15 protein-coding genes and 3 tRNA genes are annotated in these 16,395 nt (G+C 38.0%); 7 read left to right on the top strand and 11 right to left on the bottom strand.

Annotated elements, in window-relative coordinates:
- The first annotated feature begins 32 nt into the window (after positions 1-32).
- The 3 genes from FJ366_00090 to FJ366_00080 all read left to right on the top strand — a co-directional run bounded on the left by FJ366_00090 (position 33) and on the right by FJ366_00080 (position 3,179).
- Positions 33-893, top strand: coding sequence for a hypothetical protein (locus FJ366_00090; GenBank protein MBM3893990.1), 861 nt, complete (start codon positions 33-35; stop codon positions 891-893).
- A 115-nt stretch (positions 894-1,008) separates the two neighbouring features.
- A complete protein-coding gene (locus FJ366_00085; protein ID MBM3893989.1) occupies positions 1,009-2,124 on the top strand; it encodes a hypothetical protein in 1,116 nt (371 codons plus the stop codon).
- Between the two features lie 20 nt (positions 2,125-2,144).
- A complete protein-coding gene (locus FJ366_00080; GenBank protein MBM3893988.1) occupies positions 2,145-3,179 on the top strand; it encodes a hypothetical protein in 1,035 nt (344 codons plus the stop codon).
- Positions 3,180-3,214: 35 nt separating this feature from the next.
- Here FJ366_00080 and ftsZ read toward each other — a convergent pair whose 3' ends face one another.
- The 6 genes from ftsZ to FJ366_00050 form a co-directional block, all read right to left on the bottom strand.
- Positions 3,215-4,369: a cell division protein FtsZ gene (gene ftsZ / locus FJ366_00075; protein ID MBM3893987.1), complete on the bottom strand. Its 1,155-nt coding sequence runs from the start codon at positions 4,367-4,369 to the stop codon at positions 3,215-3,217.
- A 29-nt stretch (positions 4,370-4,398) separates the two neighbouring features.
- A complete protein-coding gene (ftsA, locus tag FJ366_00070; GenBank protein ID MBM3893986.1) occupies positions 4,399-5,655 on the bottom strand; it encodes a cell division protein FtsA in 1,257 nt (418 codons plus the stop codon).
- On the bottom strand, positions 5,652-6,374 hold the full coding sequence (locus tag FJ366_00065; GenBank protein MBM3893985.1) for a hypothetical protein: 723 nt from the start codon (positions 6,372-6,374) through the stop codon (positions 5,652-5,654). Before FJ366_00065 ends, ftsA begins: the two co-directional genes overlap by 4 nt.
- A gap of 96 nt (positions 6,375-6,470) precedes the next feature.
- Positions 6,471-7,214 carry an RNA methyltransferase gene (locus FJ366_00060; GenBank protein ID MBM3893984.1) on the bottom strand — a complete coding sequence of 248 codons (744 nt, stop codon included), beginning with the start codon at positions 7,212-7,214 and terminating at the stop codon, positions 6,471-6,473.
- A gap of 86 nt (positions 7,215-7,300) precedes the next feature.
- Positions 7,301-7,750 (bottom strand): hypothetical protein, encoded by a 450-nt coding sequence (locus FJ366_00055; protein ID MBM3893983.1) that lies wholly within the window; start codon positions 7,748-7,750, stop codon positions 7,301-7,303.
- Between the two features lie 18 nt (positions 7,751-7,768).
- Positions 7,769-9,130 (bottom strand): hypothetical protein, encoded by a 1,362-nt coding sequence (locus tag FJ366_00050; GenBank protein MBM3893982.1) that lies wholly within the window; start codon positions 9,128-9,130, stop codon positions 7,769-7,771.
- Between the two features lie 210 nt (positions 9,131-9,340).
- On the opposite strand from FJ366_00050, the gene FJ366_00045 reads away from it, so the two are divergent.
- From FJ366_00045 to FJ366_00035, 3 genes are all read left to right on the top strand, one after another.
- Positions 9,341-9,416 (top strand) — tRNA-Val (locus FJ366_00045).
- Between the two features lie 79 nt (positions 9,417-9,495).
- A tRNA-Asn gene (locus tag FJ366_00040) sits at positions 9,496-9,571 on the top strand.
- Position 9,572: 1 nt separating this feature from the next.
- Positions 9,573-9,650: transfer RNA gene (locus FJ366_00035), tRNA-Asp, on the top strand.
- A gap of 38 nt (positions 9,651-9,688) precedes the next feature.
- Here the strand turns inward: FJ366_00035 and FJ366_00030 are convergent.
- The 5 genes from FJ366_00030 to FJ366_00010 form a co-directional block, all read right to left on the bottom strand.
- Complete coding sequence (locus tag FJ366_00030) at positions 9,689-10,540, bottom strand: hypothetical protein (protein ID MBM3893981.1); 852 nt, start codon at positions 10,538-10,540, stop codon at positions 9,689-9,691.
- On the bottom strand, positions 10,537-11,679 hold the full coding sequence (locus FJ366_00025; GenBank protein MBM3893980.1) for a hypothetical protein: 1,143 nt from the start codon (positions 11,677-11,679) through the stop codon (positions 10,537-10,539). The genes FJ366_00030 and FJ366_00025 overlap by 4 nt, the downstream gene beginning before the upstream one ends.
- A gap of 144 nt (positions 11,680-11,823) precedes the next feature.
- Positions 11,824-12,495 (bottom strand): hypothetical protein, encoded by a 672-nt coding sequence (locus FJ366_00020; GenBank protein MBM3893979.1) that lies wholly within the window; start codon positions 12,493-12,495, stop codon positions 11,824-11,826.
- Positions 12,496-12,506: 11 nt separating this feature from the next.
- A complete protein-coding gene (locus tag FJ366_00015) occupies positions 12,507-13,709 on the bottom strand; it encodes a tyrosine--tRNA ligase (protein MBM3893978.1) in 1,203 nt (400 codons plus the stop codon).
- A 15-nt stretch (positions 13,710-13,724) separates the two neighbouring features.
- A complete protein-coding gene (locus FJ366_00010) occupies positions 13,725-14,483 on the bottom strand; it encodes a hypothetical protein (GenBank protein MBM3893977.1) in 759 nt (252 codons plus the stop codon).
- A gap of 139 nt (positions 14,484-14,622) precedes the next feature.
- Between FJ366_00010 and FJ366_00005 the strand changes: the two genes are divergently transcribed.
- Positions 14,623-16,395: tetratricopeptide repeat protein (locus FJ366_00005; GenBank protein ID MBM3893976.1), on the top strand; the 1,773-nt coding region annotated here is incomplete at its 3' end.

The raw sequence follows: 16,395 nt of genomic DNA, 5'->3' as shown, positions 1-16,395 counted from the left end.
TATAAAAAAGCCTATTTTTATCGTGTTTTCTGATGAATCGTAATTTTTTCTTATTTATACTCTTATTTGCCGTTTTTTCTTCTACTGTAGGCAAAAAAGGTGCCCTTTATGCTTCAACAACCTCATCTGGTCAAGATGATGTGGCGGAAAATATGCGTTTATATGGTCGCACTGGGATAAAAGGACTTTGTTTTGAGGAAGTTAAAGCTGTTTTGAATTCAGATAAGATTTATGAAGATCGTTTGAGCAATTCGTTTTTAGCAAGAAATGGAATGACTTCAATAAACCATCCAAGTTCAAGGCTTACACAATATTTGATGATATGTTTTGCAAATGTTACCGATCAAGAGCGTGACGTGTTGATCCATTTGTTTTTATACAGAAATATTAATTATGTAGTTTTTGTACTGAGTGATTTTGATACTATCGAATCTTATACCGTATGGACGCCAAATGATATATTTCAGGCCTTTTTTGGTATTGCTGTTACTGACTACTTGGCGTGTTTTGGATTTATACCTTTGATGTTTGGGGTAATTGGTTTTGGTTTTGTCGCTCAGCAACCGAGTTCTTTTCATCTAAAAAGAAATGGTTTTCTGACAGGGGCATTGGTAGGGGCTCTTTTGGGGGCATATTCATTCAGAATCATGAAAAAAGATTATATTAAAAAATTTGATCAAATCCTTAAGAATTGTGATTATTTGCTTGAGTGGGGTTCTGAATTGTTCGATCCTGAGATTGTACAAAAATATCAGAACTTTAAGGTGTTTTTATCTGAAAATCCATACGTGGGGGCTGATAATACAATTGATAATAAAGCATTCAAGCAAGCATTAATCGAATTTTGTCTTTTTTATGATGCTCTTAGCCAAAAAGCTTTGAATGTTGAATGATTTTATAAAATTTATCAAAAGCCTTTTTGATTCCATGAAAAACCGTTGAACTTGAAGCTGCGCCCTGCAAAGCGCTATCCTAGAACTGATATCTCTGGATCGCAAGGGTTTTTTTGTGAATAAAAAATTAAAAAACATTATTTTTTTTATGTTTGTTTCTGCGGTGTTTAATAACTATTTTTTGACTGTAAGCGCTGCTGGCGTTGAGTTAATTGAAAATTCCAGTAATCGATTTATCAAAAAAGCTGGCGCGCTAGGTACTGCAGCATCTAGTCGCGCAAGGATTCTAAGGGATGCTGTATCTCAAAAAATAAAAAAAATTCATGCAAATACAGCAGAAGAAATAAAAGCTTTTGCGTTGCATCAGTGGGAAGCTGGTTACGATGATCGTTTTTTATACTCCTATAAAAATATGACAACAAATGAACGACCACAGTTTATTGTTTTTTTTGCGCATGGATATCGTCCGTATCTACCAACAAAAAGATATGCAAGTGATAGGTTTTCTCGACATGTAGCTCCTTTTTTAGAAGCTTTTAAATATGTTGCCGTTCATCCATTATTAAAAGTTGGGCCTTTGTATACATCGTTTGCTCAGGAAAGTGATATTAATCAGATCAAGCTGCATTTGGATAAGGTGCTTGAAAGAGTTGCAAATCCACAATCAACGTTTTTTGGGTTGCCTGTGATCATTGCGGGGCATTCAAATGGTGCTGCAACAATCATAAGTCTTTTGGGATCTTATCCAGAATTAAGTAAAAAGATTTTTGGGGCGCTGTTGTATGCGCCATATGCCGATATTAGAAAAACAAATATGATTCATAAGGTTTCTTTGCAAGGGGGATCCTCAGCCCTTGTTGATAGAGTCCCGCTTGTAATTGGTACGCGATATGATGGTTCAAAGCGAGCTCCAATTGATTATCTCAAAGAGGGTTTGTTTCCTCGGATGCCAGTGTTTCTTATTCATGCAAAAAATGATCCAGTTATTTCGTTTGATCAAAATTATGTAGCCTTTGAGTCTCTTTTTAAAGAGCATGAATTTGGCAGTTTGTTTCATGCGCATCCTTTTGATTTGGGGGCACATGGATCTTTTAGTGTAAAGTCGAAAAAAGAAGATCGCGAAAAACTGAGGCAAGATGTAACTCATTTTGTGTCGGAGCACTTGCTTAAGCCGCGTTCTGCACAGTTAGGATTGTTTGGTTCATTGTCTTCTGCTGTTATTGATTACTAAGGAAATATTGTGGTGATACGATGAATTATTTGCGATTTATTTTAGTGCTCGCAGTTCTTGTGGGGATAGTATTTTTATGGGGACGATTTCTTGGCGTTTCGCACAGGCAATATCAAAAAATAAAAGTGTATGTTGAGAATCAAATTGAACAAAAAGCTGTTGTGCATAAAGTTGGGCCAGATGGAATGGCGCCGCAATTTGTTGTTTTTTTTGCACATGGTTTTTTGGGATTTAATTCATTTTCAGGTCAAGATTCTTGGAATGAATTTGTTCATCGGATGGCTCCTGGTTTGCGTGGAATGAGTTATTTGGTATATCATCCTGGATTTATTCAAACAAAAGATGTTCAAACGTTTTCACAGGAAAGTGATGTCTATCAAGCTCGTTTGCATTTGGAATTTTTGATTGATAAGGTTCAGGGGAAGGGTGTATCCAAAACACTTCAAGGACATGCTGTTTCGGGATTACCGATTTTATGTGTTGGCCATTCGAATGGAAGTGCAACATTATTATCATTATTTTCCTATCACAAAAATTTAGCTTACAACGTAAGGGGGTTAGTTTTATTGGCCCCATACGCTGATTTGAGCGCAGTTTCTACGATGGCAAAAGTTGGTCGTTGGGCAGGAGATTTATTTGCTCGAATTGGATTTAACTTATTGTATGCTCCTTCGTATAACCCGTTTGGATCATCACCCTTGCAGCAGGTGAAAAATGGAGATTTTGCATCTACATTGCCGACCTTAATTGTTTCGAATCGGAATGATAGAGTTGTTTATTTTAAAAACAGGGAATTGCTAGCTCAAGCATTTGGTCAGCAAAAAAAATATTCAAAAACGGTGCAGTTTTTAGATATGGAAACCGGTGGCCACAATTGGGCTTGGAAGCGTTCTGTTGTACATAAAAATACACAGGTGCGAAAAAATATAAAAAGTAAAAAGCTAACATTCAGATTGGGATTGAAGCATTGTAAGTACTTAACATATTTACAAAGAGTTGACCGAATGCGATTTCAGAAAGCAATTGCTGCTTTTGTAAGAAAATATATCGTGTAATAAAAGGGGCTGCTAAATGCAGCCCCTTTTGTGATTTATTGTTCGAATTCTTTTTTTCTCATAAATGTTGGGGTATCTAGGTTGTCTGTTCCAGAGAATGGTGAATTTTGAGTGTCGGTTTGTCGATGAATAGGCTGAGGCATTGGTTTTTGTTGTAGCGGAGTTCGGTGCGGAGGGTTGATAGCTGAGTGCATTTGACGATTGTATGGTTGTTGAATTTTCATTGCTTCTTCGTCAAATCCGGTTGCAATAACGGTAACAATAATATCATCACCAACTTCTTCATCGATGACTGAACCAAGAATAATATTAGCATCTTCGCTTACCAAATCATGAACAATACTTGCAGCTTCATGAATTTCCTGTAGCCCCAAAGAATTGTTTCCTGTGATATTGAGCAAGATGCCACGAGCGCCTTCAATACTTCCGTTTTCAAGGATTGGTGAGCTAATCGCTTGCATAGCAGCATTTCGTGCTCTTCCTTCGCCAGAAGCTCTTCCTGTGCCCATGACGGCCATTCCCATATCTTTCATGACAGTTCTTACGTCCGCAAAATCTACGTTGATTAAGCCGGGTTTTTTGATGATGTCACTAATTCCTTTGATCGCTTGTTTGAGAATGCTGTTTGAGAATGCAAAAGCATCAAGCATGGAGATTTTTGGATCAACAAATTCTAACAATTTTTGATTAGGAACAATCAAAAGAGTATCAACGGAATCCTTGAGGATGCTTGCAGCGTCTTCTGCTTGCTTCATTCTTCTGCGGCCTTCAAACGCGAAGGGTTTTGTAACAATTGCCAGAGTTAGAATGCCACGTTCTTTTGCTGCTTGAGCAATAACTGAAGCAGCCCCAGATCCAGTTCCGCCACCAAGTCCTGCGGTGATAAATACCATTTCAGTGCCTTCAAGGCATTTTAAAATAGCATCAAGATCTTCTTCGGCAGCCCTGCGTCCAATTTCTGGATTAGATCCAGCGCCAAGGCCTTTACTAATTTTTGTTCCGATCTGGATTTTTATAGGAGCTTTTGAAAGTTCCAGTGCTTGTGCGTCAGTGTTTGTAACAATGAACTCAACTTCCGTGCAATCACTATCTGAAATCATGCTGTTTACAGCGTTGCAACCAGCACCGCCAACACCGATAACTTTGAGCGTTGCGCTCAGTTTTAGGTTATTGTTGTTATCAATCGACATAAAAAATCCTTTTCATGAAAGAAGCTTGTTCATAGGAAATCGTACAACCAGCTCTTCATTTGTTTGAAGATTCTCGATGAAAGAGTGTCGTTTGCATGTCGTTCAAAGTGTGAATTGTTTTCTTGAATTGCACACATGATAATTCCATACACCGTTGAATGGATAGGAGTTTGCAGAGCTTCTGGTAATTTTCCTCTGAGTGGAGATCCATAATAAATATGGGGTCGTCCGACGCGCACAGGAAGACGCATTTGGTCTACTGCAAGTTCTCGCATGCCTTTGAGGAGTGCTCCTCCTCCGGTGATAACAATTCCAGATGCAAGCTGTGGACGAAGATTGTGCTTTAATATTTCATCGGTGAGAAGGTCGTACATTTCTGCCGCGCGAGCATTTAAAATGGTATAAATTTTTTCTAAGGAAACGGTTTTTTTGATATGTTCAGCATCATCAACAATTTCGATATCAGTTTGAAGAAGCAATGGAGCGGCCGAAAATACGCAGCCATGCTCTTGTTTAATTTTTTCAGCAACATGAATTGGTACTTCAAGCCCGATAGCAAGATCGTTGGTAAAGTGGCTACCAGCGATTGGAATTATTTTTGAATGAGTTATTTTTCCATTTTTATAGACTGCAAAGTCGGCAGTTCCGCCGCCAATGTCTAAGATTCCAACACCCAGTTCTTTTTCTGAGGGTGAAAGAACAGCTTCTGCTGAGGCGATTGGTTCCAGGGTGATGTCATTCGCGGTTATTCCAGCAAGTTCACATGCTTTAATAATATTTTTTACAGAAGAAATCGATCCGGTAACGATGTGAATTTGTGCTTCTAGTCTAGATCCATGCATTCCGTGAGATTCTTCAACAACTTCTTGTCCATCAACTCTAAAATATTGAGGAATAATGTGAATAATTTCACGGTCTTCAGAAAGAGGAATGTCTTTGGCTATAGCAATTACGCGATCGATATCTTCTTGAGATACTTCATTATTTTGAACTTGAATTACACCAATAGAGTTAAACGATTGGATGTGGCATCCAGAGATCCCAACCGTTGCTCCATCAATTGAAAAGCCAGCTTGAGTGCATGCTTCATCAACCGCTTTTTTTATAGCATGGGCAGTCATATTGATATTAACAATAATTCCTTTTTTAATCCCATACGAAGGGTGGGTTCCAATTCCAAGAATTTCTAGTTGGAGGGCTTCATTTACCGTGCAAATAACAACACAAATCTTGGTGGTGCCAATATCAATAGCGGTAAAAACCTTTCCTGTGATAAGATTTTTCATACAAGTTCTCCTTGGCGTGAAATAAGCTCTGACTTCACCTCATTTTGAAATGGTTGCAAAAAAGAAGAATTTTTTTTGTCTGAAAAAGGTGCAAGAGCGTCAATATAATGGTCTTTAAAGGGTGTGCTTTGTGGATAAGTATGAATAGCGCACGTTGAGCGTAAAAATGTATCCATCTCATCAAAAACAGATAAAAAATCTTTGGATGACTTTTTATTGTTTTTTATCAGAGTGGTATGGTGCTGTGGCACCTGCATAGGCATTAATTCCTGTATAGGTTGAGCTGTTGTGTGATCAACAGGCAACGCCTTCTCTCCTTTGCCCGTAATTACGAAATGAAGTTTATTGTGTCTGTCAAGAGAACAGGTAATTGTTTCAATGAGAGGTATTTTTTTTAGCAGGTTTTTAGAGAGCCTTTCAGTTCCGGTGAAAAGAGAAAAAGAATCTGTTTGTTTTGTTATTTCTTCATTAATCGAAGCAATTGTCTCAGGTGATTCTAAATTTATGAATGAACATTCGTATCCTGGATTGTGAATGGAAATAGCATTTGAGACAGATTCAAAGGCAGATTCAAAAAAAGGGATAGATTTTAAAGCGAGAAAACAGAACGATAGAAAAAAAAGAGGTAGTTGTACAGATCGTACAATTCGTTTAAGAGCCTGACCCTTGAGTAGTGCGGAAAGTGTTTGTTTTTTTTTTTCAAAATTATGTCTACTCATAAAAGTAACGCCCCTCATGATGGTTTTTTCTACTACTTTGACCGTAGTGAATTTACCGCAAGAGGGGCAATAATCTTAATGTGATGTAGGATTTAATTATTGTTTGTTTTGAATAACAAACATCAAAATTCCAGCAGCAACCGAAGCGTTGAATGAAATGTCGGAGCTTTTTTGAGGGAGAGAAATTTTTAATCCCTCATTCCGCAAGTCTTGTGAAATACCGAGTTCTTCGTTTCCGATAACCAAGCAGATTGGTTTTTGGTATGAAACTTCCATCGCATTTTTTCCACCGTTTACCACAGCAAGGCAAATGGTGTAGCCAGCTTGTTTTGCTTCGGCGATTGCTTGTTTTGCTGAAGGTGCAATTTTAATTTCTACGTGTTCTGCAAGCCCTGCGGAAGCTTTGTGTGCCCCACCGGTGAGGGGAGCTGAGTGCGTTGCACTTAAAATCACACCATTAACGCCAACACAATGAGCTGATCGAAGAATAGCCCCAAGGTTTTGAACGTCTTGAACGCCATCAAGAATCACGATAAAAGGATGTGTTTCTGGTGAGAACATTTTTGATCTGTATGGAAATGGTGAAAACCAAGCAACAACGCCCATGTGTTTTCCACCTTCTGCCATACTGCTGAGCACGTTTGTATTTACGTATTGGATGTTTGGTACGGATTTTGGCAAGAATGGTTTAATTCTATCCCATGATTTCGGGGTTGGATCTGTGGTGTAAATAGAAATAAGTTTACGACGTTTTGCCTTGAGGGCTTCGATAATGGAATGAGCTCCAAAAAGGAGCTCACCAGTTTTTTCGGTAGTTTTTTTTTGTTTGGTTATTTTCACAAAAAGCTCAGTTTTTTAAGAAAAACAAGATTTTTTAATGATACTTTAACTGTGATTTTTTGTAAAAATTATTGTTAAAATCGCGATTATTTTGAATCAAATGCGGTTTTTAGTCTTGCTGAAAGGTCTGCAGCCTCATCTTGTGTATCGCTGATTGTTTTGAGTTGGGTCATAATTTGAGCAAGCGCTGACGATTCTTCTGCTTGTGTGTATTCAGCCTTGTTTTCTTCATATCTTCGGCTCCAGTTTACAATAGAGTTTGTTTTGTTGTCATTAAGGTATGGAGTCTCTAAAACAGCTTCAGCAGATTCTGACGAGCTGATTTTTAATTTGTTAAGAATTTCAGTCATAGATGGGGTGTTAAACGAGATTCCTGCCTTGAGCTGGTTGAGAGCGTCTAAAATTGCTTTTGGTTCAGCAAAATTGTTGATGATGTTTTTTCCCTGTGAAATGAGAGTTTCAGCGCTTACTGCTGGTTGTGCAGTAATTAAAGTCATTGATGCGCAAAGAGCGATAATACCAAATACGTTTTTCATAAAAAACCTTTCTTTTTTTTATTTTACTACAAGTTTCATGGGTTGAGGGGTTGAGGGAAGTATTTTTGCGGGTAATGGACTTTCTGGCGGCGTGCTCGTTGTTTGTGGTTCTGGTGATACTGCTGGCGCTAGAACAGGAGCGGGGACTGGTGCTGTGATAGATTCGTCTTGGGGAGATGTCGTAACGGGTTGTCCCATCGTGAATTGAGCATTTCCAGTTGTTACCGGAAGGGGCGCGGGTCCTTTTAGGATGCTAGCATCAACAGTACTTGCGCTTGAGCTGACGGGTTCTGCCTGTCCTTCCATTTTTTCAACAAATGCGTGAACGCTTCCTTTGAGCTCATTAAGTTTTTTCAAGATAGGTTCAGCGGCACTGGTAAGTTCGTCTGATTGTACTTTGAATGGACCGACTTTTTGAGTCACATCATTAATTGTTTCAGGGATAATGGTTACGCTTGAAACAATTTGTTCAAGAGCTTCTTGCGCCGATCTGATCGTCAAGCCGCGCATTTGTTTAATAATTTGTTTGATATGGGAGTGAACATCAAGTGCTTTGAACGCGGCGTTTAAGCGCAAGCGATAGTCGTCGCGTAGCGGTATTTGAGCAGGCCAAAAATGAGCTTTCATGCTCCGTAAAAACCAGAGATCTTTAATATCTTTGTAGATCGGAAGAAGTATTTTTTCAGCAGATTCTGGATCGACAACATTCATGCGAATAAGTATTGGATGAGAAAAAACAAGATCCATGTTGTAGTTATTTAAAAAATCTACGATATCAAGCTTGCGAATAAGCCGTTGTGTTTTTGTAAGTGGTGGGAGTGTTGAAAGAAATGAAGTTACTCGTGCTGCGTATAATTTACATAAAAGGTCATTGGCTTTTTTTGCAAATTCTATTTTTTTTGTTAATTCTTCTTCGCTTACTACTTTAAGAATTTGATTCCAGATTGCCCGTAGCTCGTTAAGTTGAGTTTTGTATCGTGAGCTTTTTTTTCCAACTTTAGGTTCTGTTTTCATGAGGTGAGAGAGCTGTAAAATATTCCAAAATGGAGCTAAGAATTTATTTCTAAATTTTTTGATATGTTCACCAAGGTTTTGCTCATCCAAAAAGATGGTAAATGCTGTCTTTCCATTAATTGGCCATATTTTTAAAAAATCATCGGGGGTTGATGTCTCATCAACTGGGTGAACGCTTTGTGCTTGCTCTATGATTTGCTCTGGAATATTTGACAGCAGGAGCGAGTTGAAGTCTAACGGAGAGAGTCGTTTGATTAGTTTTTCGCTCAGTGCTTCTTTTGCTGAATTGTATTTAGGTTTTTGAATATTTATGAATGGAAGGATTGAATGAGAGATTAATAAAAAAAGAAGAATTATTTTTTTCATATTTTTTTCTGAGAGATGGTTTGCTGTTCTTGGCAGAATCTAAAATGTTAAAGCCAGTTGTTGCAAGAGAACAAAAAAGCAGTACGCTGAATTGCTTTTTTATGAAAGATATGAAAAAAACAATCTTTTTTAAAATAAGTTAGATTTCTTTTTGACTTGTTTCATAAAATGACGTAACATTCAAAGCATATTCCGTTGCTGGATGGCCGGGGGCGAATAGCTCAGTTGGTAGAGCATCTGCCTTACAAGCAGGAGGTCACAGGTTCGAGCCCTGTTTCGCCCACCATTTTTTAGCACGTTTTTATTTCGCAATGCAATTTTGGTTCGTATTCTTGTGGTTTTTATAGCCGCAGGTTTTACGGTATTCCTCGGTAGCTCAGTCGGCAGAGCAAACGACTGTTAATCGTTGGGTCGCAGGTTCGAGTCCTGCCCGGGGAGCCATGGGGCTGTAGCTCAGTTTGGTTAGAGCGTCCGCCTGTCACGCGGAAGGTCGCGGGTTCGAGCCCCGTCAGCCCCGCCAGTTTTCGCTGGCGGGTTTTTTTGTACTTTTTTATACGATTAATTTCTGCACACGGGACATCTTGGATTGTCGATTGGTTTTGGTATTCGTGCTGTGCCATCAGTCGTTTGTACTTCCCATACGTTGTCTTCCTGTGATAAAACAGCTTGTAAGATACATTCTTTATGACAGTAGCTATTTTTGCATGTACATCCCTTGGTTGACCATTGTTCTTCATTTTCTTCAAATTCCATTTGGCATACTGGACATTTATTTGAAGAGTCTTCAGATGTTGATGTTTTTTTAAAGGTTATTAAATATTTTCTTCGATACCATTTTTGGTACGTTTTTGAGCGAGAGATAATAGCACTTGCTATGCCGATAGTAGCTATGCCTCCCGTGAGTGTTTTCCCCCAATGTTTTTGCATAAATGAAAGTTGTGGAATCAGTGATTTGCACATATTGGCAACTGCTGTGAGTACTTTTTTGTCGACAGACCCCGTGCTTAAAATGGTGATCGCGGCAAACAGCTGAGTGTCAGCTTTTCTGAGAACCAGCTTGATGCCAAGTGTCGTTTTTTCATCAGGCAGGTTAAGTGTTGCGCTTGCAATAATTGATCTGCGAACTTGCCGGGCGAGTAACAAGTTTTTGCATTCTTTTATAAAAAATTGTGAGCATTTTTCGATTTCCGGATCGATCTTTACCAAAGATTGTGATGGCTGCGGAGCAGAAAAATGGTCAAATAATGTAGCCGAACTAAGGGTGTAATGGTCTGGTGTTTCTGGAAGCTTGGTAAGTTTTTTATGTGTAACTTCAAGGGAGTATACTCCGGAGAAGTTTTTTTGAGGGTGAAGGAAACATGGTGAAGTTATTACAAGAATAAGTGTAAAAAGATGTTTTGATAGGTTCATTTTGAAGGTTCTTCTCTGCAGATTGGGCAGGCAAATGGAATGATCCAATCAATTATTAGCTGTCCATCCCCATCCCTTACGGGCAAACCATTTTCATCTGTATGAAGAAAACCGCGCTTCTTTCCATTTTTAGAATCAATTGAATCAATTTCATAATTGGTTTGTTTTTTAGAATTTAAATACAGGGTTAGCCAGCAACTAAAGCATTGGTAACCATCGTGTTTTTCGCAGTTTTTGTTATTTAAACGATATAACGGAGCGCTTTCTGTGCATATAGGGCACTCTGACCTGGTTGATTTATCTTGTTTTATTTTAATAAGAGTTTTAATAAGAGTTTTAATAAGAGGGATTAGCTCTAATGCGCATGAAGAGTGAAAATAGGCATCTTCCGGATAAAAATCCCCAGTAATTTTATAACTACATGAGCCAGATATTTTTGTATTACATTTTGTGCAGAAGGTATTGCTAGGGGTTTTGTGTATTGTTAATTTTTTAGTTGCAAGAAGCCGATAGAGAGGCATGTGCTGTTTGATTTCAGCTGCTTTTCGTCTTATTACGTTTCGTTGACTAACGCCAAGAACTCCAAGGCAGATAACTGCACACGTGCCCACAACAGCTCCGTGTTTTTGCATAAATGTTAACTGCGGAAATAGCGCGTTACATAAGTTGCAAATTGCTTTGATTATTTCTGCATCAGTTGCGGTGTGAACGTACGCAGTAATGGCAACGTGTAGTTGAGAATCTGATTTTCTTAGGATGGTTTTTATCACCGCAGAAGATTCTTCTCCAGAAAAGATGATTCCCGTCTGGTCAATGATTGTTTTTCTGTTGTTTTTAACTTTTAACAAATCGCGGGCTGTTTCTTGCAGGTGAGTTAAATAATTTTGTAGTTCATTGTTTTCCAATCTACGAACAGTAACGTACGATTGTGTTTTTGCAAAATCAGATAAAAATAAGTCTGCATCAAACCAAATTTTGCTATTTGGTACAGGAAGCTTGGTTGTTTTTTGAACCTTAACTTCAAAGCTGTATGCACTAACGGTTGCGGTTGTTGCCGGAGCGCCAAAGACAGGCGTGGCAATGCTGAGCATTCCTATAAAAAAATAATAAAAATAAGTGTTCTTAGGAAAAATATTCATGTTTAAGTCAGCTTTATTCGTGTTTTGTTTGTATAAATCATAGAGTAGCGGGAAAAACCAAAGACGATCAAATGCCTTTGGTTTTCTCTAAAAACAGCAAAAAAGTACGAAAATATGAATTTTTAATATCCAGGCTGAAAACATTTACCAAAGCCGATGATAACGCATGTCAGATTCTGGTTGGGACCAATACGCATGAGTCAGAATAGTGTATGAAGCACCAGTGCTTTTTATTTCTTCCCAAATCTCTTCGGCGGTAGGGATTCTCGAGTGAGTATAAATATCAGGTCGACCGGTTGGATTTTGAGGATTTACAACTATTTTATCGGGTGTTATTGCGAGTAGAGTCCCGTATTCATTTATAGTAAAAGTTGCGAATACAAAATATGTACCATCGCTATTTTTATGCACAGGTAATGATTGTCTTTGTTCGTCACGGGTTAGTTCTGTATAATTTTTGCAAATTACATGTACATAAAAAGATGAACTGTAAAAATCGTATGAAGCAAGAGAGACTGGATACGGACAATCCTCTTTGTTTCGTGCTGAAACTTCAAAAAGTGCAGCTCCCAGTTGAACCACGCACGATGAAAGTTTTTTAGCAAAAATATCACCGAATGAAGTAATTATCGTAGGAGTTTTGTCAGTAACTTCTGGTGTTGTTGCAACGGTATCAGCGCTTGCGCCTGCACCTGCTATGATTCCTGCGATAGCAGCCCTGCGAGAAGGCGGAGTTGGGCCTTTAGTCTCCATACATTTCACGAGCGAGCAGTTTGCTGCAAATAACAATAAAATTAAAACATTTAAAATACGCATAAAGAACTCATCTACTTTATTTTAATAATTTTCTTTTTACCGACTTTGATAATCATACCAGACGTGGGGTTGATAATTGCTTTAAAATCAGAAATAACATCGCCATCAATCGTTACAGCACCTTGTTCTATCATTCGTTTTGCATCTGATGATGAATTTATGGCCCCAATTTCTTTGAGTAGATCGACAATCCAATATTCACTAGATTTTAAGAGAGCTACTTCTTCCGCATTTGAATAATCTTTGGACTGGAAAAGCTCTTCAAATTGCTTTAACGCGTTTTGAGCCTCTGATGCTCCCCAAAATCGCGCAACGATGTCATGGGCAATTTGTTTTTTCAGCCTCATAGGGTGCAATGATCCGTTTTTAATTGATTCTTTTTGGTTTTCTTGGATCTCGCTTGATGTGTGTAAAAGGAGCTGTGCGTACTTAAACATCAATTCATCTGAAATCGACATTAATTTGCCAAAAGCGTTTTCTGCTGTTTCGAATAATCCGACATAATTCCCGTAGGATTTTGACATTTTTTGTACGCCATCAAGACCTTCAAGGAGGGGAAGAGTGATGATGACTTGGCTTTCTTGTCCGTAGTGACTTTGGAGGTGTCGCCCCATAAGCAGGTTAAATGTTTGGTCGGTACCGCCAAGTTCAACGTCTGCATTAAGTGCAACTGAATCGTATCCTTGCATGAGCGGGTAGAGTAATTCATGCATGCTGATTGGTTGTTGTTCATCTAGTCGTTTTCTAAAATCTTCTCGTTCAATCATGCGAGCAACTGTAACTTTGCCACACAATGAAATGACATCTGCAAACGTGAGTTTTGATAGCCATTCAGAATTATACACGACGGTTGTTTTTTTGGGATCCAAGACGCGAGCAACTTGAGCAAGGTATGTTGTCGCGTTTGAGCGAATTTCTTCGTCTGAAATTTGAGGACGAGTTTTTGACCTTCCGGTAGGATCGCCGATTTTTGTTGTGTAATCACCAATCAAAAAAATTACTTCATGTCCAAGATCCTGAAATTGACGAAGCTTGGAAAGAACAACTGTGTGGCCAAGGTGAAGATCGGGAGCGGTTGGATCGCATCCCAATTTAATTCTGAGTGGACGGTTTTCTTGTAATTTTTTTAATAATAAATCTGCGTCAACTAATCGATCGACGCCGATTGAAAGAAGCTTTACTTGTTCAAGGGGAGAAATTTTTTTGTTTTCCATAGTTATTCGCCAAAATTAAGAAAAAAGAAGAGAGATTGTTTTACTGGTTCCGATGATGAAACTGTTTAAAAGATGTTTTATAATAAATGCTTTTTTGTGCATCCACATAAAATATAAAGAACTAATACCAGGAAGAATAATTAATGCCATAAATACCATGTTGCCATATTCAAAGAACCAATCGAATGATTTTTTTTGTTCTTCTGTCATAAGCATTTCGATGATTTTTCCAGAAGCAAAAAGAGGAAACGGGAGAAGTTCTACGAGCGCAAAATATAGGCTGAGATTAACTCCTTGATCTAAAAAAAGCCAAATAAGGCTTTGCCAAGTACCAGAAGTTGAAACAAGGGCAATATTTATTGGAATAGTCTGCATGATAATCAACAAAATCAATGAATAGAAAAAACGACCAAGTGGTTTTCCTAAAATAGCAAGTGCAGCATGAAAATTATTCTTATAGTTTTCTGGGTTTATTCTTGGTTCAAATACGGCCGAAGAGCTTAATAATATTACCATAAAACGCGCAAGTGAATTAGTGCCATCTCCGTAGAGCAAGCTACTTGCAAGAGACATCATGAGAATAAAAAGAGCAAGGTTTTCAATGTTGACATGATTATCAATATTAAAGCTTAAAAAACCTTCGCGTTCAGGTTCTTTGTCCCCAAAAAATTTTGCGATAAGTGCGCTCACCATATTGCTGAATGAGAAGAGAAGCAAATAGTGTGGAAACGAAATAAGAAATATAAGCGCAATTAAGGTAATAATTTGATTCATAAAACACCATTAATAATTGCTAAAAAGAATACGTTGAGCATAAAAGACTTTTAAAAGAGGGTCAATTAGTGCGTAATCGTTTACTTCTTGTGATTTTTTATTACATTATGCGCGATTGGCATCCAACAATTAATTTTGAATGTTGGGTTTTACACTGCGTGATGCATGGAGATCGAGAATGAATATCGGTAAACAGCAGATGAAAAAAAGTGATTTACACAATTCAGTCAACCAGGCTCAAAAAAAAGTTGTAGAAAATGGTACCCCTTTATTGTGGTATTGGAGTGTTGTTCCACCGGTAGTTCTTTCGGTGCTTACTTTTTTGTTTTATTATCCTTCGCTTTCCTACCCATTTCAGTTTGATGACCTTGCAAACATCAGTAAAAAATTTGAAATTCGTTTCTTTGATTTAGGCGATCATTTGTTTAAGTATTCACGATGGGTCGGGGAAGTTTTGAATCGCTTGAATTATAAAATGGGTGAGTATTTCAGGTATGGTGGAGGTGGTTTTGATCCTTTTTATTACCGCTTAGTGAATGTGTTTTTGCATATCGCAACAGGATTGATGGTATTTGTCTTATTTAGGCGGTTGTTTAGCCGATTGTCTGAAAAATCATTTTTAAAAAAATATGCAGATGCGATAGCAGCGTTAACAACGGGATTGTTTTTATTGCATCCGGTGCAAACACAAACGGTTTCATATGTGATTCAAGCTCGACTAGAAGGCATGGCGACACTTTTTGTGTTGGTTGTTTTATGGTTAATGGTTAAAAGTTTTGAACTAGAAACTGTTTGGAAAAAATACTTTTTTCAAGTGTGCGCTCTTTTTGTTGCCTTTGTGTCATGCGGAACAAAAGAAATCGTTATTGTTTTGCCGCTTCTTTCTGTTTTAGTTGATTTGTTTTTCTTTGCAAAAGGTGATGTGAAAAAAGTTTTTAAAAATTGGTTTTTTCATCTGGTTCTTGGGTTGGTCGTCTTAATCACGTTGATGAAATATATTAATCCTGATTTTTTTATGCAGATTGTTGGCATGAAGGCTTCAGTTGCAAATAATCGTGGAAATGTTCTGAGTGGATCGTATTCACAGATGATTACCCCGTGGAAGTTTTTGATTTCTGAATTTAAAGTAATTTTACATTATTTGGCTATTTATTTTGCCCCATTTAAGTTGAGTGTTGAGTATGATTGGGTGCTGGTTAAAAGTTTTTTTTCGGCCGATTGTATTTTGCCCTTGTGTGCATTATTGATGTTGATTGCATTTGCGATTTATCGATGGGTAAAAGATAAGTTGTCGATGTATACTTTTTCTTTGGCATGGTTTTTGATAGCCGTTGCTCCTCGTTCCACAATCATGCCATCTCCTGAATTGATTTGTGATTACAAATCATACTTAGCGTCGATTGGCATTTTTGTTGGGATGGCCATTGTGATTATCAAATTATATGAGTTGGCTTGTGAGTATGAACTTTTTTCTGCAAATGTTTTTACGCGCAGATCGCAAACTATGGCATTTAGTTTTTTGTGTATGATTGGGCTTGGATTTTCAGCATATTCTCGTAATTTGGTGTGGGAATCGACGGTCTCTTTTTGGTTGAATATTGTTGAACGCGCTCCCAACAAAGCTCGGGGGCATAATAATTTGGGAGTTGCGCTTTCAGAGTCGGGCAGATACGAAGAAGCGTCGCCGTATTTTTTTAAGGCGATTACTCTTGATAAATTTTATTCTGATCCATGGAGCAATGCGGCGGTTGTTTTTTCTGTTAAAGGCGATAATGACCGTGCGATTAGTTGTCTGAAGGAAGCGGTTAAGCTCAATCCAGAGTATGCCGAGGCACATAATAATTTAGGTTCTTTGTGCCTTAATAAGGGAGATTATGAAGCGTCTGAAATGTATTTAAAAAATGCAATACTG

The sequence above is a fragment of the Candidatus Dependentiae bacterium genome (genome assembly GCA_016871815.1).
GTDB lineage: Bacteria > Babelota > Babeliae > Babelales.
Note: the sequence above shows the minus strand (reverse complement) of the source record. Positions and strands in the feature narration are given on the sequence as shown.